This window comes from Burkholderia cepacia (assembly GCF_001718835.1).
GTDB lineage: Bacteria > Pseudomonadota > Gammaproteobacteria > Burkholderiales > Burkholderiaceae > Burkholderia > Burkholderia cepacia_F.
In genome coordinates, this window is sequence record NZ_CP013443.1 from 3209778 (window position 1) to 3228012 (window position 18235).

14 protein-coding genes are annotated in these 18235 nt (G+C 64.6%); all 14 read right to left on the minus strand.

Going from position 1 to position 18235, the window contains the following annotated elements:
* Positions 1–43: 43 nt before the first annotated feature.
* The 14 genes from WT26_RS18005 to WT26_RS18070 all read right to left on the minus strand — a co-directional run bounded on the left by WT26_RS18005 (position 44) and on the right by WT26_RS18070 (position 18205).
* Positions 44–904 (minus strand): SPL family radical SAM protein, encoded by an 861-nt coding sequence (locus WT26_RS18005; protein ID WP_059801158.1) that lies wholly within the window; start codon positions 902–904, stop codon positions 44–46.
* Between the two features lie 9 nt (positions 905–913).
* Positions 914–2230, minus strand: coding sequence for an MATE family efflux transporter (locus WT26_RS18010; RefSeq protein WP_060155460.1), 1317 nt, complete (start codon positions 2228–2230; stop codon positions 914–916).
* A 114-nt stretch (positions 2231–2344) separates the two neighbouring features.
* The gene (locus WT26_RS18015) at positions 2345–3568 is read right to left on the minus strand and encodes a 4Fe-4S binding protein (protein ID WP_059958248.1); all 1224 of its coding nucleotides are present in this window, start codon (positions 3566–3568) and stop codon (positions 2345–2347) included.
* Entirely contained in the window at positions 3565–4806 is a 1242-nt protein-coding gene (locus WT26_RS18020) for a radical SAM/SPASM domain-containing protein (RefSeq protein WP_155123126.1), read from the minus strand. Before WT26_RS18020 ends, WT26_RS18015 begins: the two co-directional genes overlap by 4 nt.
* A gap of 1298 nt (positions 4807–6104) precedes the next feature.
* On the minus strand, positions 6105–6872 hold the full coding sequence (locus tag WT26_RS18025; RefSeq protein ID WP_069273436.1) for an enoyl-CoA hydratase: 768 nt from the start codon (positions 6870–6872) through the stop codon (positions 6105–6107).
* Positions 6873–6963: 91 nt separating this feature from the next.
* Entirely contained in the window at positions 6964–8163 is a 1200-nt protein-coding gene (locus tag WT26_RS18030; protein WP_059729745.1) for an acetyl-CoA C-acyltransferase, read from the minus strand.
* Positions 8164–8190: 27 nt separating this feature from the next.
* A complete protein-coding gene (locus tag WT26_RS18035) occupies positions 8191–10626 on the minus strand; it encodes a 3-hydroxyacyl-CoA dehydrogenase/enoyl-CoA hydratase family protein (RefSeq protein ID WP_069273437.1) in 2436 nt (811 codons plus the stop codon).
* Between the two features lie 112 nt (positions 10627–10738).
* The gene (locus tag WT26_RS18040) at positions 10739–12526 is read right to left on the minus strand and encodes an acyl-CoA dehydrogenase C-terminal domain-containing protein (protein ID WP_059533038.1); all 1788 of its coding nucleotides are present in this window, start codon (positions 12524–12526) and stop codon (positions 10739–10741) included.
* A 58-nt stretch (positions 12527–12584) separates the two neighbouring features.
* On the minus strand, positions 12585–13184 hold the full coding sequence (locus WT26_RS18045; RefSeq protein WP_006751498.1) for a TetR/AcrR family transcriptional regulator: 600 nt from the start codon (positions 13182–13184) through the stop codon (positions 12585–12587).
* 187 nt (positions 13185–13371) lie between these two features.
* Entirely contained in the window at positions 13372–14646 is a 1275-nt protein-coding gene (clsB, locus tag WT26_RS18050; protein WP_069273438.1) for a cardiolipin synthase ClsB, read from the minus strand.
* Positions 14643–15137, minus strand: a complete 495-nt coding sequence (gene nudB / locus WT26_RS18055; RefSeq protein WP_059533032.1) for a dihydroneopterin triphosphate diphosphatase — start codon at positions 15135–15137, stop codon at positions 14643–14645. The genes clsB and nudB overlap by 4 nt, the downstream gene beginning before the upstream one ends.
* Before the next feature lie 159 nt (positions 15138–15296).
* Entirely contained in the window at positions 15297–17099 is a 1803-nt protein-coding gene (gene aspS / locus WT26_RS18060) for an aspartate--tRNA ligase (RefSeq protein WP_021158416.1), read from the minus strand.
* 67 nt (positions 17100–17166) lie between these two features.
* Positions 17167–17817, minus strand: a complete 651-nt coding sequence (locus tag WT26_RS18065) for a DUF502 domain-containing protein (protein ID WP_021158415.1) — start codon at positions 17815–17817, stop codon at positions 17167–17169.
* Between the two features lie 61 nt (positions 17818–17878).
* Positions 17879–18205 (minus strand): FmdB family zinc ribbon protein, encoded by a 327-nt coding sequence (locus WT26_RS18070; RefSeq protein ID WP_069273439.1) that lies wholly within the window; start codon positions 18203–18205, stop codon positions 17879–17881.
* Positions 18206–18235: the final 30 nt, after the last annotated feature.

The following is an 18235-nucleotide window of genomic DNA, read 5'->3' on the forward strand; positions in this document are numbered from 1 at the left end:
GTAGTGAATATCGTTGTATTGACGGCCCGCGCGCGCGCGCCCGCTAGCTTGAATGCACGATGGCCCTGCCGAGCCGAAGCCGAATGCCGTGCCGCTCGAGCAAGGACAGGATCCTGGCTTCCAGCGCCGCACGGGCTTGCACGGCGTTCTCGCGCCGGAGCGACGCCGCACGCGTCGGCGCCTGCTCCGCCATCTCGCGTTCGATGCGTTGGGCGATGTAGCGGCTCGGATTGAGATGTTCGACGTAGGCTTCGCGCACGCCGGTTCGCGCAATGCGCTCGACCAGCCGCTCGAGCTTGTCGGGCGACTCCGCGTAATACGGCAACAACGGGCCGATGAACGCGTAGGTTTCGACGTTGGCGGCATTGAGCGCACTCAGCGTCTCGAGACGGGCACTGGCCGCCGGCGCGAATGCCTCCAGCTCGCGGCCCAGACGATCCTCGTCGGTCGTGATGGTCACGCCGACCTCGCAGGCAGGCAGGCGCTGCAGCAAATCGATATCGCGCAACACGAGGGGCGATTTCGTCAGGATGCCGACCCTGCCCGGATAGGGCTCGCGCGCCAGCAGCTCGACGATTCCGCGCGTCAGGCGGTACTTCTTCTCGACGCCCTGGTAGGGGTCGGTCACGGAACTCAGGAAAATCGTCGGCCGACCGTCCTTCGCGCGCACGCGGCGCAGTTCCTTTTCGAACAGTTCGACCGCGTTCGTTTTCGCGTAGACGTATTTTCCCCAGTCGGCGATCGACTCGCCGACAAAGCGTCCCATGAAGCTTGCGTAGCAGTACGCACAAGAGAACTGGCAACCGACATAGGGGTTGACAACGAGGTCCGTGTCCGGAAGACCGGATTTGACCAGCACGGACTTCGCAGTGATTTCCTCGATCTTGATGTGGGCGGATGTCATGGCGCGGGTTCAGGAGGTTGCGGCCTGCGGGCGTCCCGAATCCTGGACGACGCGACGTTGATATTCGAAGATGCCTGCCGCCGCGACTATCGCCGCCGCCGCGAGTGCCCACCAGAACACAAGTGCGGTCTGCGACGCGCCTGACCACCGGTTGGCGATCGCGCCGCCTGCGAGTCCGATGCCCCACAGCGCAATGCCGAGGATCACGGTCGGCACGAGCGTGCGCCGATACGCGCGCAGCACGCCGCTGCAAACGGTGAATATCGCATCGAACAGGTGATACACGCCGACCACGACGATCAGCCGGGCGGCGTAATCCGCCACCGACGCATCGCTGGTATAGAGACGCGCGATCAGGTCGCCGCCCGACACCAGCACGAGCCCGATGACGAAGCTGATCGACAGGGTCAGCGTGACGGCGGTCCGGCCGACGCGACCGGCTGCTTCGCCATCATGCCGCCCGAGCGACTGCCCCACCATCGCGCTCGCGACGTTCGCGAGCGACATCGGGACGAGGTAGCACAGGTACGACACGCTCGCGGCCACACCATGCGCCGCGGCCTGAATCTGCCCGCCTCGGGCAACGAGGAGACCGATCAGCGTGAGCACGCTGTAGTCGAAGAAAAAGCTTGCGCCGATCGGCAGCCCTTGTCGCATCAGCGTCGAGAGCGTGGCGGCGCGGGGCCGCGAGAAGCGCGTGAGCGCCTCGCGCCCGCCATGCACGGTGTCCGTCAGCACCGTGCCGAACCCGACCGCCAGCAGCACCCACGTCACGACGGCCGTCGAAATCGCGCAGCCGACGACGCCAAGACCGGCATGGCCCAGCCCTCCCTGGACCAGAACGAACGACAGCGGAATCTTCACGATCAGCCCGGCGACGCTGGCCATCAGAATCTTCCGCGTCTTCAGGAGCGCCGACGCGTATCCGCTCACGACGCGAAACAGCAGCGTTGGAGGCACCGAGACCGCGAGCCACAGGAGGAACAGCCTGATCTCCGCTGTCGCCTGCCCTCGCTGCCCGGCCAGCGACAGAAAGAGGTCCGGGAACACCAGCAGCAGGCAGATCGGCAGCGACAGCGCGAGCGCAAGCCAGATGCCCTGCCGCACCGTCTCCGCCACTTCTTGCCGGTTGCCGGCGCCATGCGCGGACGAAATCGCCGGAATCAGCGCGATCAGGATGCCGGTAAAGCCGATCTGAATCGTATTGAAGATATTCCAGCTCACGCCGAACACCGCCATCGCGTGTTCGCCATTCAGATGGCCGATCAGCATCAGGTCGACGATGCCGTAGGCGCTGCTCGCCAACTGCGCGATCAGGAGCGGCAAGCTCTGCGTCAGCAGAGGACGAAGTACTTCATTGTGGGAAGGAACCATCCGGAAATCACTCGCATTCATGTTGGGACGCACCAGCTGGACGCTGGCTCGCGATCGCTCGCCGGGTCATGCCTGCTCCAGCACGAGCGCCTTGGTCGGGCAGACGGAAACGCACAGCGAACAGCCGTCGCAGTGGTCGGCGAAGTTGTATGGCACGCTCTTGAACGAATCGCATACGGTCAGGCTTTCGCACTTGTCGCAGTGGATGCAACGGTCCTCGATCAGACGCGCGCGCACGTCGACGAACGGTCGCGGACGAACGCGCACCGGCCGATCGATTGCCGCCGCATCGACACTGAGATCGACAAGCTCCTGAAGTGTCGCGTACCCTTCGTCGTCGAGAAATGCGAGGAGCGATTCGTTCAGCTTCCGTAGCGCATCGAAGCCGCGCAGCATCGGCAGCGTGGTCAGATGAACGCTTCGGGCGCCGAGCATCAGGCATCGCACGACGTCGTCCCGTCTCCACAAGCCGCCGCCCGCGCACAGCGGCACGTGCGTGTGCGCCCGCAGCTTCTGCAACATGCCGAGCGTGAAAGGCAGCAACGGCTCGCCGGTCAGAACGCCGTGCGAACGGCCGGTCGTTTCGTTGAACAGCACGCCGTCGAACAGCGGCCGGCCGCGATCGTGGATGTCGATGTACGGATAGACGTTCAACGAATCGATGAAGATGAGCCCGGCCAGGTTCGGCATCCGGCAGATCGCGCTGACGAGATCGTCATCCATGCCCAGATTCAGCTTCGGAATCACGGGCACGGGGGCGCCCGTGCTCAACTCTCGAATGAAGGACATCACTTCGCCGATCCTGACGTCGCTCAGTTTCTTCAGGTTGATGTAGAAGAAATCCAGTTGCACCGCGTCCGCACCCGCCCCCACGGCGCCGTCGACCAGCCGGCGCCACGCGGCGAAATCGCCGTCGTCGACGCCCGGCTGAAATACCGACGCGATGACCGGGATACCGCATGCCGCTTTCGCCTGCTCGATGAGGCGCGTCCCCCGCTCGAACGACAGGATTTCCTTCAGGTAGGTCGACTTGAGATACGTGCTGTTGCCGCGGAGCGCGTAATACCGGCGCCGGTCCTCCAGTTCGAAAGGCGTTTCGGCATGCCCGCCGATCGATTTGGTGATGACCGCCCCCGCGCCCGCACGTTCGGCTGCGACGATATCGCCGACGGATGTCGTCGACGGCCCGGAGCCGACGATGAGTGGCGACGCGAGCGGAATGGATGCAAACGACGTCGCCAGCCGCGGCGGCGAACCCGATACGGTTCGGGACGAAGCCGCGGCATTCATGACTCGGCCCCTCCCTGAACCGCCTTGATCGGGATGATGCGTTCACTTGCCGCACGCCCCGCCGGCGAAAGCTTGTCGGTGTAAAGCGGATCGGAACTGTCGAAAATCCGTTCGAATGGATCGCTCTTGTCGGAATGCTGGTATGCAAAGATCTTGCAATGGCCGAAGTTTGCGTCGAGATTGCGCCGGTACCGCTCCGCAAGATTGGTCGACAGCAGTTCCTGAAGCGTGTTCCGAGCAAGGTTGCCGAGGACCCATTCGCGGCCCAGCGGTTGTCCGTCGAGACCGTACGCCCACGGCGACGACAGCAACGTACCGTCGGGCATGATGCCGAACGATTCGTGCACGAGATCGCAGGGATTGCGTTCAGCGTCGTAGCTGCCCGGGAGGAGATGCTTCATTGCGCACTGCAGCTTCACGACCGGACCGCCAAGACGCGCCTCCATCCGCTTCAGCACGTCGATCGCGCGCAGATACTGGTCGCGCGTCGGCACCTTGCTGCGCGCGACGACGCCGCGCCCGACCGGAAACAGCCGCATCAGCAGCAGCTTGCTGACGCCTTCGTCGTGCAGCACCTGATAGAGCCGCTGCAAGTGCTCGTCCGCCAGGATATCGGTCGTCAGCGGCAATTCGGCGCGCGTCTTGCATCCCGCCGCGATGAAATCCCGGGCACGCTTCAGATTGCCTAGCGCATATCCGTCCGGGCGATTCGCGACATCCGCGAGCGACTCGGCGTCGAACGTGAAGTTGTATTCACTGATATGCGGACTGATGAGTGCAGTCGGCACCTTGGCGCTACCGGCTCCGGTCACGGTCAGCGTGACGTTGTCGCGTCCCAGTTTTTCCGCCGCGTATCGCAACAGTTCCAGGTTTTCCGGGAGCGTCAGCGCATCGCCGCCGGATATATCGATTCTCGCGTCGAAATCACGCAGGTTGTCGATCAACAGCTTCTTGCCGGCGAGATCCAGTTCCTGGCCACGCCCGGACCGTATCGCGGCGGCCTGCGCATAGATGTTCGGATATCGGGAATCCAGCGGAAACACTTCCGAAACCCCGAGACCACGCGAGTGCATGTGCAGCTCGCTCCCGCGCTTCTGCACGTGAACCGCGTCGACGCAGCAGATTTCACAATCCCACGGACAAACGAGCGTGGTGTTGTATATCAGGTCCACTTTCTTTTTCACCGGTTCGGCAGTCGCCGTCCCTTCGGCCAGAATTTCACCTCGGAGTTCTCTCATGTTTTTCTCTATTTAATTGAAAACAAACCACCCCATTCGCGCCCGAGCGAAAATGGCCAAACCAGCACCCGCCAGGCACGCCTCCGCACCTCGCGCTCAAAAAAGGCGAGACGACCGAATATACAAACCACTTACACGGGAATGCGAATTACACAAGACAGCACAAAGCAAGATAGCCACAGCTATCCAAGCAGCACCTCAATTCATTGAAAGACTTCACGCAAATTCGATTTGCGCCGCCCATTTCCGACGCAATAGCAGCCATCGCCACGCCGGAACGGATAATTCACTTCAACCCGCGGCAATTCTCCAATCGCAGCAGAATCTTTCTGATTTGAATATTGCGCGTCAATCCTGAATGCCCACAGCCGGCAATCGCCGGGGCGCATCGATGACAGAGCGACCTGCTCGTCACACCATCTTGCCGAAACGCGCATTCGCACCACGGCATTCACGCACCAGCAGCATGGCGATGCTGCCGCCCCAGTCGCGAGCCCCCCCCGCATCGACAAGTACTCCGTCCCGCTCACGGCAGGAAAGGCCACTCTTTACCGTGTGACACGCCCGTGCGCAGAACCCTCGGAATCGGTATATTGGATTTTCGCTTTAGCCATAAGATGCGATGCCATGATATTCCGTTTTTAATTATCAATATCACAAAACAATCACATCGCCGACACACGAGCACCCCACCCGCACCAAACCGACCGAAAGGAAAATGAAATAAATCACCGCGCCAATCTGACCTTACCCAACACGAGAAACGCCAATCGACTTTCTCCTGTTCGATTAAGAATCTGCATCAAAATTAACAAGCCTAATTTTTCCTGTCAAACTTTTTTTGATGAACCGAAACGCGTGCATTTCGATTTTGAGAAAGAGAGGCGTGCCGGAACGGAAGAACGTGTCGAGTGACAGTTGGCGATACACGGGAATGTGCTTGCGATGGCCATCATCGAAGACTCGACGACGGTGCAGAAAGCAGACAGTGTCCGGGTCAGTCACAGTCCGATCTGACGGCCGGATCAAGGGCTGTACCTACGTGACAGCGAAGCGAGACCGGAATGCGTTGACGCGCGCGGATCAGGAGCCGTGCCGCGGTCAGCTCACGCGTACACGGGCGTTGTCCCCGATCTTGATCGTCGCGTTACCGATCCTCGCCTGAATGCGCGGTTCCGCCGCGACCACATCCGGAATTGCGCCGCCGTCTCGACATTCATGCGTTCGACCGGCAATCAGCATGCGGGAACGTCGAGTGCGCGACGCATATCCGGAGTCCTGCTTACGTCGATCGTTCGTCACTGAATGGAACGGAAATCCGGCTTGCGCTTCTCGAAGAACGCCGTCATCGCCTCGCGCGCTTCAGGCGCGCGCAGCATCGCGCCGAACTGCTGCCCCTCTTCCGCCATCCGGTCGGCGATCGACACGCCGCCGGTCTCCTTCAGCAGCGCCTTTGTCACGCGCAGCGATGCCGCCGGCAGCGCCGCGAGCTTCGCCGCCTGCTTCGCCGCGAACGCGTCGAGCTCGGCCGCCGGCAGCACGCGGTTGACGATGCCGATCCGGTGCGCTTCCAGCGCGTCGAACGCCTCGCCGAGCAGCAGCTTCTCGGCGGCAACCTGATGGCCGGCCAGACGCGGCAGCAGCACGCTCGACGCGGCTTCCGGGCACAGGCCGAGCTGCGCGAACGGCAGCGAGAACGTCGCGGTGTCGGCCGCGTAGACCAGATCGCAGTGCAGCAGCATCGTCACGCCGACGCCGATCGCCAGGCCCGGCACGGCGGCCACGATCGGCTTGCTCGCGGTGCTGATCCGTGCAAGGAACTGGAACACCGGAGCGGTGTCGTCCTTCGGCGGCGCCTTCAGGAAATCCTCGAGATCGTTCCCCGCGGTGAAATTGCCGTCGCTGCCGCGCAGCAGGATCACGCGCGTCGCCTTGTCTTCCTGCGCGTCGGCGAGCGCATCGGCCATCGCCTGGTACATCGCCGCCGTCAGCGCGTTCTTCTTCGCCGGGCGCGAGATCGTGATCGTCATCACGCCTTCGGCGCGTTCCACTTGAATTTCCGCCACAACCGTCTCCTTTGATTTTCCTCTACCGGAACGAGAAACGGTGCGCGAGCCCGTGGCCCGCGCACCGTCGTCGCTTTGCGTCGCGTCCTGCTTACAGGCGTTCGATGATGCCCGCGGCGCCCATGCCGGTGCCGACGCACATCGTGACCATCCCGTACTTGAGGTTACGGCGGCGCAGGCCGTGCACGACGGTCGCCGCGCGGATCGCGCCGGTCGCGCCGAGCGGGTGGCCGAGTGCGATCGCACCGCCCATCGGGTTGACCTTCGACGGGTCGAGGCCGAGATCGCGGATCACCGCCAGCGACTGCGCGGCGAACGCTTCGTTCAGCTCGATCCAGTCGAGATCGTCCTGCTTCAGGCCGGCGGCCTTCAGCGCGGCCGGAATCGCTTCCTTCGGGCCGATGCCCATGATTTCCGGCGGCACGCCTCGCACCGCGAAGCTCACGAAGCGCGCGAGCGGCGTCAGGTTGAATGCCTTCAGCACCTTCTCCGACACGACCAGCAGCGCACCCGCGCCGTCCGACGTCTGCGAGCTGTTGCCGGCCGTGACCGAGCCCTTGTTCGCGAATACCGTGCGCAGCTTCGCGAGGCCTTCGAGCGACGTATCCGCGCGCGGACCTTCGTCGAGCACGATCTCGCGCGTCTTCACGTCGACTTCGCCGGACGCGAGGTTCGGGAAACGCTCGGTGATCGTGTACGCGGCGATCTCGTCGTTGAACTCGCCGGCCTGCTGCGCGGCAAGCGCCTTGCGGTGCGACTCGACCGAGAACGCGTCCTGGTCTTCGCGGCTCACCTTCCACTGCTCGGCGACGCGCTCGGCCGTCAGGCCCATCCCGTATGCGATGCCGAAGTCTTCATTGCGATCGAAGATGTGCGGCGACATCGACGGCTTGTTGCCCATCATCGGCACCATGCTCATCGATTCGCAGCCGCCCGCGAAGATCGCGTCCGATTCGCCGACGCGGATGCGGTCGGCCGCCATCGCGAGCGCTGTGATGCCCGACGCGCAGAAGCGGTTGACCGTCACGCCGCCGACCGTCTGCGGCAGGCCCGCGAGCAGCGCGCCCATCCGCGCGACGTTCAGGCCCTGCTCGGCTTCCGGAATCGCGCAGCCGATGATCGCGTCCTCGATCAGCTTCGTGTCGAAGCCCGGCACCTGCGCAACCGCCGACTTGATCGCGTGGACCAGCAGCTCGTCCGGGCGCGTGTTCTTGAAGACACCGCGCGGGGCCTTGCCGATCGGCGTGCGGCTGGCGGCGACGATGTATGCGTCTTGCAATTGTTTGCTCATTTGAGACTCCTTGCCTTATCCGCTCGCTCAGTTACGCACCGGCTTGCCGGTCTGCAACATGCCCATGATCCGTTCCTGCGTCTTCTGCGTGCCCAGCAGCTCGACGAACGCACGGCGCTCGAGCGCGAGCAGCCACTGCTCGTCGACGAGGCTGCCGGCTTCGACGTCGCCGCCGCACACGGCTTCGGCGATGCGGCTCGCGATCAGGTAGTCGTGGTCGCTGATGAAGCGGCCGTCGCGCATGTTGACGAGCGATGCCTTGATCGTCGCGATCGCCGAGCGGCCCGCGACCGGCACGTCCTTCGCACGCAGCGGTGCGCGGTAGCCGGTGGCGGCCAGCGCGCGCGCTTCCTTCTTCGCGGTGTCGAGCAGTTCGAACACGTTGAAGACGATCGTGTCGGACGGCTTCACGTAGCCCATCGCGCGTGCATCGTGCGCGGAGGCCGAGACCTTCGCCATCGCCGCGTTCTCGAACGACTTCGTGACGAACTTCAGGATGTCGGTGGTCGCGTTCGCGGCCGTCGCGGCGTCCGCTGCGCGCAGCGCCGCTTCCTTCAGGCCGCCGCCCGCCGGCACGAGGCCGACACCCACTTCGACGAGGCCGATGTAGCTCTCGACGTGCACGACGCGCTTCGCGCTGTGCAGCATCAGCTCGCACCCGCCGCCGAGCGCGATGCCCGACACGGCCGCGACGACCGGCACGTTCGCGTACTTCACGCGCAGCATGCCTTCCTGGAACTTCTTCACGAACGGCTCGATGCCCTTCGCGCCGCCCATCATGAACGCGGGCATCGCCTCTTCGAGGTTCGCGCCGGCCGAGAACGGGCCGCCCGGCGTGCCGAGCTTCAGCGACGTCGGCTGCCAGATCACCACGCCCTTGTAGTCCTTCTCCGCGAGTTCGATCGCCTGCACGAGGCCGTCGATCACGCTCGGGCCGATCGTGTTCATCTTCGACTTGAACGACACGATCACGACGTCGTCCTCACCCGCACGATCGTCGACCCATGCGCGCACCGCGTCGGTCTCGAACAGCGTCTTGCCGTACGTCTTCGGATCGGCGCCCGCTTCGCCGAGCAGCGGCGCACGGAACACCTGCTTGTCGTAGACGGCCAGGTCCGAGCGCGGCACGAAGCGCTTCGCAGCCGGCGCCCACGAGCCTTCGGCCGTGTGCACGCCGCCCTTCTCGGCAACCGCTCCTTCGAGCACCCACGACGGCAGCGGTACGTTCGCGAGCGCCTTGCCGGCCGCGATGTCTTCCTGCACCCATTCGGCAACCTGCTTCCAGCCGGCGGCCTGCCAGCCTTCGAACGGACCTTCGTTCCAGCCGAAGCCCCAGCGGATCGCGAGGTCGACGTCGCGCGCGTTGTCGGCGATCGACTCGAGATGCACGCCGATGTAGTGGAACACGTCGCGGAAGATCGACCACAGGAACTGCGCGTGCGGATGGTCCGTCTCGCGCAGCAGCTTCAGGCGTTCCGCCGGCGGGCGCTTCAGGATGCGGCCGACGGTTTCGTCCGCCTTCGCGCCCGAATCGACGTAGGTGCCCGTCTTCGCGTCGAGCACCTTGATCGCCTTGCCTTCCTTCTTGTAGAAACCGCCGCCCGTCTTCTGGCCGAGCGCGCCCTGCTTCACCAGTTCGGCGAGCACGGCGGGCGTCTGGTAGACCGGAAAGAACGGATCGTCGGCGAGGTTGTCCTGCATCGTCTTGATCACGTGCGCCATCGTGTCGAGGCCGACCACGTCCGCGGTGCGGAACGTCGCCGACTTCGCGCGGCCGAGGCGGCTGCCCGTCAGGTCGTCGACTTCGTCGAAGCGCAGGCCGAACTTCGCGGCCTCGGTGATCACCGCGAGGATCGAGAAGATGCCGACGCGGTTCGCGATGAAGTTCGGCGTGTCCTTCGCGCGCACGACGCCCTTGCCGACGATGCTCGTCAGGAAGGTTTCGAGCTGGTCGAGGATCTCCGGGCGCGTATGCGCGGTCGGGATCAGCTCGACGAGGTGCATGTAGCGCGGCGGGTTGAAGAAGTGCACGCCGCAGAAGCGCGACTTCAGCTCGTCCGAGAAACCTTCGGACAGCTTCGTGATCGACAGGCCCGACGTGTTGGTCGCGAAGATCGCGTGCGAAGCGATGTGCGGCGCGACCTTCTTGTACAGGTCGTGCTTCCAGTCCATCCGCTCGGCGATCGCTTCGATCACGACGTCGCACTCGGCGAGCTTCGCGATGTCGTCTTCGTAGTTCGCGGCTTCGAGGTATTTCGCGTCGTCCTTCACGCCGAACGGTGCAGGCGACAGCTTCTTCAGGTTCTCGATCGCCTTCAGCGCGATCGCGTTTTTCGGGCCTTCCTTGGCCGGCAGGTCGAACAGCAGCACCGGCACGCGCGCGTTGATGAGGTGCGCGGCGATCTGCGCGCCCATCACGCCGGCGCCCAGCACGGCGACCTTGCGAATCAGGAAATTGCTCACGGGATGTCTCCGGATAGTGTCGTGCAGCGCGGAGGTTGGGGCTGCACGGAGAAGTGAGTACCAGGAACCGTTGCATCCGGGCGGCGCGCGTCGCGCCCCGCCCGGACTCGCATCAGAACAGCGATTCGTCGACTTCCATCATCGTCTTCGAACCGGCGCGCGCGGCGCGGATCGTCGCGGCCGTTTCGGGCAGCAGGCGCGCGAAGTAGAAGCGCGCCGTCGCGAGCTTCGACTTGTAGAACGGATCACCCGACGCTTCGTTGTCGAGGGCGAGACGCGCCATGCGCGCCCAGAAGTACGAGAACACCAGGTGGCCGACGGTGCGCAGGTACGGCACGGCGGCAGCGCCGACTTCGTCGGGGTTCTGCATCGCCTTCATGCCGATTTCCATCGTCAGCTTCTGCACCTTGTCGCCGATGTCGGCGAGCGGGTTGATGAACTCGGCCATCTCCGGCTTCACGCCTTCGGCTTCCGCGAATTCCGTGACGAGCTTGCCGAACTTCTTCAGCTTCGCGCCCATGTCGCCGAGCACCTTGCGGCCCAGCAGGTCGAGCGACTGGATCGAGTTCGTGCCTTCGTAGATCATGTTGATCCGCGCGTCGCGCACGTACTGCTCCATGCCCCACTCGGAGATGAAGCCGTGGCCGCCGTAGATTTGCATCGCGTGGTTGGTCGACTCGAACGCGTTGTCGGTCAGGAACGCCTTGATGATCGGCGTGAGCAGCGCGACGAGATCGGCCGCTTCCTTGCGCACCGCTTCATCAGCATGCGACAGTTCCTTGTCGATCTGCAGCGCGGACCAGTACGTGAACGCGCGCGCGCCTTCGGCATAGGCCTTCTGCGTGAGCAGCATGCGGCGCACGTCGGGGTGCACGATGATCGGGTCGGCCGGCTTGTCCGGTGCCTTCGGGCCCGTCAGCGAGCGCATCTGCAGGCGTTCCTTCGCGTACGTCAGCGAGTTCTGGTAAGCGACTTCCGTCAGGCCCAGGCCCTGCATGCCGACGCCCAGACGCGCGGCGTTCATCATCACGAACATCGCGTTGAGGCCCTTGTTCGGCTCGCCGACCATCCAGCCCTTCGCGTTGTCGAGGTTCATCACGCACGTCGAGTTGCCGTGGATGCCCATCTTGTGCTCGATCGAGCCGCACTTGATGCCGTTGCGCTCGCCCGGCTCGCCCGAGGCGTCCGGAATGAACTTCGGCACGATGAACAGCGAGATCCCCTTCGTGCCCTGCGGCGCGTCCGGCAGGCGCGCGAGCACGAGGTGGATGATGTTCTTCGACATGTCGTGCTCGCCGCTCGAGATGAAGATCTTCGTGCCGCTGATCGAGTACGAGCCGTCGCCGTTCGGTTCGGCCTTGGTGCGCAGGATGCCGAGATCGGTGCCGCAGTGCGGCTCGGTCAGGCACATCGTGCCCGTCCATTCGCCCGACACGAGCTTCGGCAGGTACTGCTTCTGGAGTTCCGGCGCGCCGTGCGCGTGCAGGCATTCGTACGCGCCGTGCGACAGGCCCGGATACATCGTCCATGCCTGGTTCGCCGAGTTCAGCATTTCGTAGAGCGCGTTGTTCACGAACGCGGGCAGGCCCTGGCCGCCGTAGTCCGGATCGCAGCCGAGCGCCGGCCAGCCGGCCTCGACGTATTGCCGGTAGGCCTCCTTGAAGCCGGTCGGGGTCTTCACGACGCCGTCGCCTTCATACGTGCAGCCTTCGCGGTCGCCGACCTGGTTCAGCGGGAACAGTACCTCGGAGCAGAACTTGCCCGCTTCCTCGAGAACCTGGTTGATCGTGTCGGCGTCGAGGTCCGCATGCTTGGGCATTTGCTTGACTTCGGCTTCGACGTTCAGAAGCTCGTGCAACACGAATTGCATGTCGCGCAGCGGCGCGGCGTACTGTCCCATGACTCTCTCCAAAGGTGGGCAAAACGGCTCGAGCTCCTGGCGGGCGGATCACGCGCCGCTAACGGCTCTCGCTCTGATACGAAACAATCGTCTTTTCCAGCGCGGCCCACGTGAGGCGCACGGCATCCGGCGAATGCAGGAAACGTGCGTCGTGATGCAGGCCGAGCGTGAAGCTGTACAACTCGAAGAGCATCAGGTCCGGATCGGTATCCGCACGCAGATGGCCTTCTTCCTTCGCCTGCGAAATGGCACGCAGCATCGCGGCACGCCAGGCCGTCACGCTCGCGATCAACTGCTCGCGCACGGGGCTGTCAGGCCGGTCGTCGTACTCGACCGCACCGCTGATGTAGATGCATCCCGTCGTCACCTCCTGGATGCGCTTCTCCGTCCAGCGGGCCAGCATCGCCCGAAGGCGCGGCAAGCCTCGCGGCTCGCGCAGGCTCGGAAAGAACACCTCGTTCTCGAAACGATGGTGATACTCGCGGACGACCTCGACCTGCAGGTCCTCGCGCGATCCGAAGTGCGCGAACACGCCGCTCTTGCTCATCTGCATGCGCTCGGCCAGCAGGCCGATCGTCAGCCCCTCCAGCCCGTCACGGCTGGCGAGATCCAAAGCAGCTTCAAGTATCGCGGCACGCGTCTGTTCGCCTTTTCGCATAGCTATTTCTGTAACCGTTCGGGGGTTCGAATAAAATCGAACGGCCGTACTATTATTGAGTGCGGCCGCTCGCGAAACAAGGAAATTATTAGAAACCGGTGTCTAACCGAGCCGCTATTTTGCGCGATTCGGGCCGCATTGGAAGCGGTTTTCCGCACGGGCGTGCAGAAATGATTTAAGCGGGCGCTTAGTCGTAGTCGCCGACCGTCAGCGCCTTCATCACGACGCGGTACGCCGTATAGGCAAGCCAGTTCAGCATGCGCTCGCCGAGCGGGCGCCGCGCATAGCGCGCCGGGTCGATTTCCCGGCCGTCGGCGAACGCGGCCGCGATCGCGTCGCGCAGTTCGTTCGTGACCGCATCGTAGCGCACCAGCACGACATTCGCCTCATTGTTCAACATCAGGCTCAGCGCGTCCAGATTCGACGAGCCGACCGTCGCCCAGTTGTCGTCGATCACGGCCACCTTGCCGTGCAGCATCGTCCTGTCGTACTCGGCCACGCGCACGCCCGCGCGCAGCAGCGCGTGATACAGGAACGGCACGGCCGTATCGAGTGCCGCGAATTCCTTGCGGCCGATCAGGATCCGCACGTCGACGCCGCGCCGCGCGGCGCCCGTCAGCGCACGGCGCAGCTTGCGCCCCGGCATGAAGTACGGATTGGCCAGCAGGATCCGCTGGCGCGCCTGGCCGATCGCCGCGAGATACGCCTTCTCGATCGCGCGGCGATTCACGACGTTGTCGCGCGCGACGAACGCGACGCTCGGCTCCGTCACGACCCGCAGCGCACCAGCCTTGATCCAGCGATGGCTGCGCATCCAGCGACGGAACATGTCGGGGAACGCTTCCCCGCCATGCAGCCCGGCCGCGTATTGCGCATACGGCTTGTGGCCGAACATGATCCGGTGCCACTGCAATTCGAACGCGGCGCGCACGTCCGACACCGCGGGCCCCGCCATCTCGACCGCGAAATCCCAGCGCGGAAACGGCAGCGTCGTGCCGCCCTGCGCGTAGTCGTCGACGATGTTGATGCCGCCGCAGAACGCGACCGCGTGATCGATCACCGCGAGCTTGCGGTGCGTGCGCGAGAAGCCGAAGCGGCCGAACAGGAAGCGGTTGTAGATGCAGTGCTCGACGCCGGCCGCCACCCACGTGTCGAACAACGGCAGGCGCGCGGTGCCGATGCCGTCGGTGATCACGCGCACGCGTACGCCGCGCTGCGCCGCGCGGATCAGCGCGTCCGACACCGGCCGGCCGGCCGCGTCGTCGCAGAAGATGTAGGTTTCGAGCATCACCTGCTCGCGGGCGGCATCGATCCGCTCGATCAGTGCCCGGAAGAATGCGCCGCCGCCCTCGCACAGCCGCACGGTGTTGCCCGACGTGAAGGCGAGCCGCGACGCGGAACCGCGTTCCTGCAGGAACATCTGCCGCAATTGCGCGAAGCGCTTGCGGGCTTCCGCCGTCATGCGGACGAGCCGTGCGGCGCGCGCGAGAGTGCCACGCGCGCGGGCAATTGCAGGATCGCCTCGGCATTCGACGGCGAGAAGCAGCGCGCGGCGGCCTCGCGGAACGGCAGCCACGCATGGTCGACGTGCTCGCGCGGCGACAGCGTCACGCTGACGCGATGCGGCACGCACAGTCCGAACCAGTGCTCGGTGTTGCGCGTGACGCCCGGTGCATAGCGGTGCAGGTATTGCGGATAGATCGTGTACTCGATCCGGTGGCGCCAGTCGACGAGCGCGCTGGCCGGCACATCCGCCGTGCCGATCGCGATGCCGGTTTCCTCGGCCACTTCGCGCGCGGCGGTGACCGCGAGCGGCTCGTCGAGCGCGTCCTTCGAGCCGGTCACCGATTGCCAGAAATCGGGCTGGTCGGCACGCTTGATCACGAGCACATCGAGGTCGGGCGTGTAGATCACGACAAGAACGGATTCGGGGATTTTCGGCGGCTTCGTCATCGTTGTTTCATGCGGCACGGGGCCGCGCGCCGGGCACAGGCTCCGAACGGGCGGCAAGTGCTGCGACTGTACCGCAAAAAACGAAAAAGGCGCATCGCTGCGCCTTTTTCATGAGCGTAGTGTGCGCGCGAGCGCACACACGACCGGATGCGAAGCGCGTTACGCCTTCGGCTGTTCCGGCTGACGCAGGCGGATGTGCAGTTCGCGCAGCTGACGCTCGTCGACCGGGCTCGGTGCCTGCGTGAGCAGATCCTGCGCACGTTGCGTCTTCGGGAACGCGATCACGTCGCGGATCGAATCGGCGCCGGCCATCATCGTGACGATGCGGTCGAGACCGAACGCGATACCGCCGTGCGGCGGCGCGCCGTACTGCAGTGCATCCAGCAGGAAGCCGAACTTGAGCTGAGCCTCTTCCGCGCCGATCTTCAGCGCACGGAACACCTTGCTCTGCACTTCCTCCTGATAGATACGCACCGAGCCGCCGCCGATTTCCCAGCCATTCAGCACCATGTCGTAGGCCTTCGCGAGGCAACGGCCCGGGTCGGTCTCGAGGTACTCGAGGTGCTCGTCCTTCGGGCTCGTGAACGGGTGATGAGCCGCGACGTAGCGTGCATCTTCGTCGTCGTATTCGAACATCGGGAAGTCGACGACCCACAGCGGCTTCCAGCCGGCCTGGACCAGACCGTTCGCCTTGCCGAATTCCGAATGGCCGATCTTCAGGCGCAGCGCGCCGAGGCTGTCGTTGACGACCTTCGCGCGATCGGCCGCGAAGAAGATGATGTCGCCGTCCTCGGCGCCGGTGCGCTCGAGGATCGCCGCGATCGATGCGTCGTGCAGGTTCTTGACGATCGGGCTCTGCAGGCCGTCACGGCCCTTCGCCTTCTCGTTGACCTTGATCCAGGCAAGACCCTTCGCGCCGTAGATGCGCACGAATTCGGTATAGCCGTCGATGTCGCCGCGCGACAGCTCGCCGCCCTTCGGCACGCGCAGCGCCGCGACCCGGCCGTCCTTCGCGTTGGCCGGCGTGCTGAACACCTTGAAGTCGACGTCCTTCATCGCGTCGGTCAGCTCGGTGAATTCGAGCTGCACGCGCAGGTCCGGCTTGTCCGAACCGAAACGCGCCATCGCTTCCGAGTACGGCATCACCGGGAATTTCGCGTCGAGCTCGACGTCGATCGTCGTCTTGAAGATGTGACGGATCATGTCTTCGAACAGGTCACGGATTTCCTGCTCGCCGAGGAACGACGTTTCGCAGTCGATCTGCGTGAATTCCGGCTGACGGTCGGCACGGAGGTCTTCGTCGCGGAAGCACTTGGTGATCTGGTAGTAACGGTCGAAGTTCGCGACCATCAGCAGCTGCTTGAACAGCTGCGGCGACTGCGGCAGCGCGAAGAACTGGCCCGCGTTCACGCGCGACGGCACGAGGTAGTCGCGCGCGCCTTCCGGCGTGCTCTTCGTCAGCATCGGCGTTTCGATGTCGATGAAGCCCTGCTCGTCGAGGTACTTGCGCGCCTCGATCGCGACGCGGTAGCGCAGGCGCAGGTTGTGCTGCATCTGCGGGCGGCGCAGGTCGAGCACGCGGTGCGTGAGGCGCGTCGTTTCCGACAGGTTGTCGTCGTCGAGCTGGAACGGCGGCGTGACCGACGCGTTCAGCACGTTCAGTTCGTGGCACAGCACTTCGATCTTGCCGCTCTTCAGGCCGGCGTTGACCGTGCCGTCCGGACGGTTGCGCACGAGGCCCTTGATCTGCACGCAGAACTCGTTGCGCACGCCTTCGGCGGTCGCGAACATTTCCGCGCGATCCGGGTCGCACACCACCTGCACGAGGCCTTCACGATCGCGCAGGTCGATGAAGATCACACCGCCGTGATCGCGGCGGCGCTGCACCCAGCCGCACAGCGACACGGTTTGGCCCAGCAGGTGTTCGGTCACGAGACCGCAGTATTCAGTACGCATCGACATGATGTTTGCTTTCGTTCGGTTTGATCAACGGGCGCCGCAACGCGCGGCCCGGGCGATGATTCTTTACTTACAGCGGCGGCTCGACGGGGCGGCGCGCAGGCGCCGGAACCGGCGCCGGGGGCGCCACCACGCCCATCGAGACGATGTACTTGAGCGCGGCATCGACCGACATGTCGAGTTCGATGACTTCGCTCTTCGGCAGCATCAGGAAGAAGCCCGACGTCGGGTTCGGCGTCGTCGGAATATAGACGCTCACGTATTCTTCCGTCAGATGATTGAGCACGTCGCCGCCCGGCGTGCCGGTCAGAAACGCGATCGTATACGAGCCGCGACGCGGGTATTCGATCAGCAGCGCCTTGCGGAACGCGTTGCCGCTGCTCGACAGCAGCGTGTCCGACACCTGCTTGACGCTCGTGTAGATCGGCCCGACGACCGGGATGTGACGCACCACGGCGTTCCACCACGTGACGAGCTTCTGGCCGATGAAGTTCTGCGTGGCCAGCCCGACGACGAAGATGAACGCGAGCGTCAGCACCGCGCCGATCCCCGGCAGGTGGAAGCCGAGCATCCGCTCGGGCTGCCACGATTCGGGCAGCAGCAGCAGTGTCTGGTCCATCGTGCCGATGATGAGACCGAGCACCCACAGCGTGATCGCGAGCGGGACGAGAACCAGCAGGCCGGTCAGAAACACCGATTTCAGGGTCGTCTTTTTCATCATCTGCCGTCAATGAACCGCGCCGGCGGCGCGGGTTGGTCGCAGCCCGGCCGGGCCGCGACGGTCAACTGCCGGCCGCAGGCGTCGCAGCCGGCGCAGGCGCCGGCGCGGCGCTCGCCGCACTGTCCGAGCCGGACGCGGGCGCGGCGGCTGCCGGCGCCGCATCGCCCGAACCGGACGCCGTCGCCGGTGCGCTGGTGCCGCCCGAACCGCCGCGGAAATCGGTGACATACCAACCCGAACCCTTCAGCTGGAAGCCCGCCGCAGTGACCTGCTTGCGAAATGCATCCTTCCCGCATTCCGGGCACTGCGACAGCGGCGCATCGCTCATCTTCTGGAGCACGTCCTTCGCGAAACCACACGCTTCGCATCGATAGGCGTAGATCGGCATGATATTTTTCCCGCGGAAACTGGAAACGGC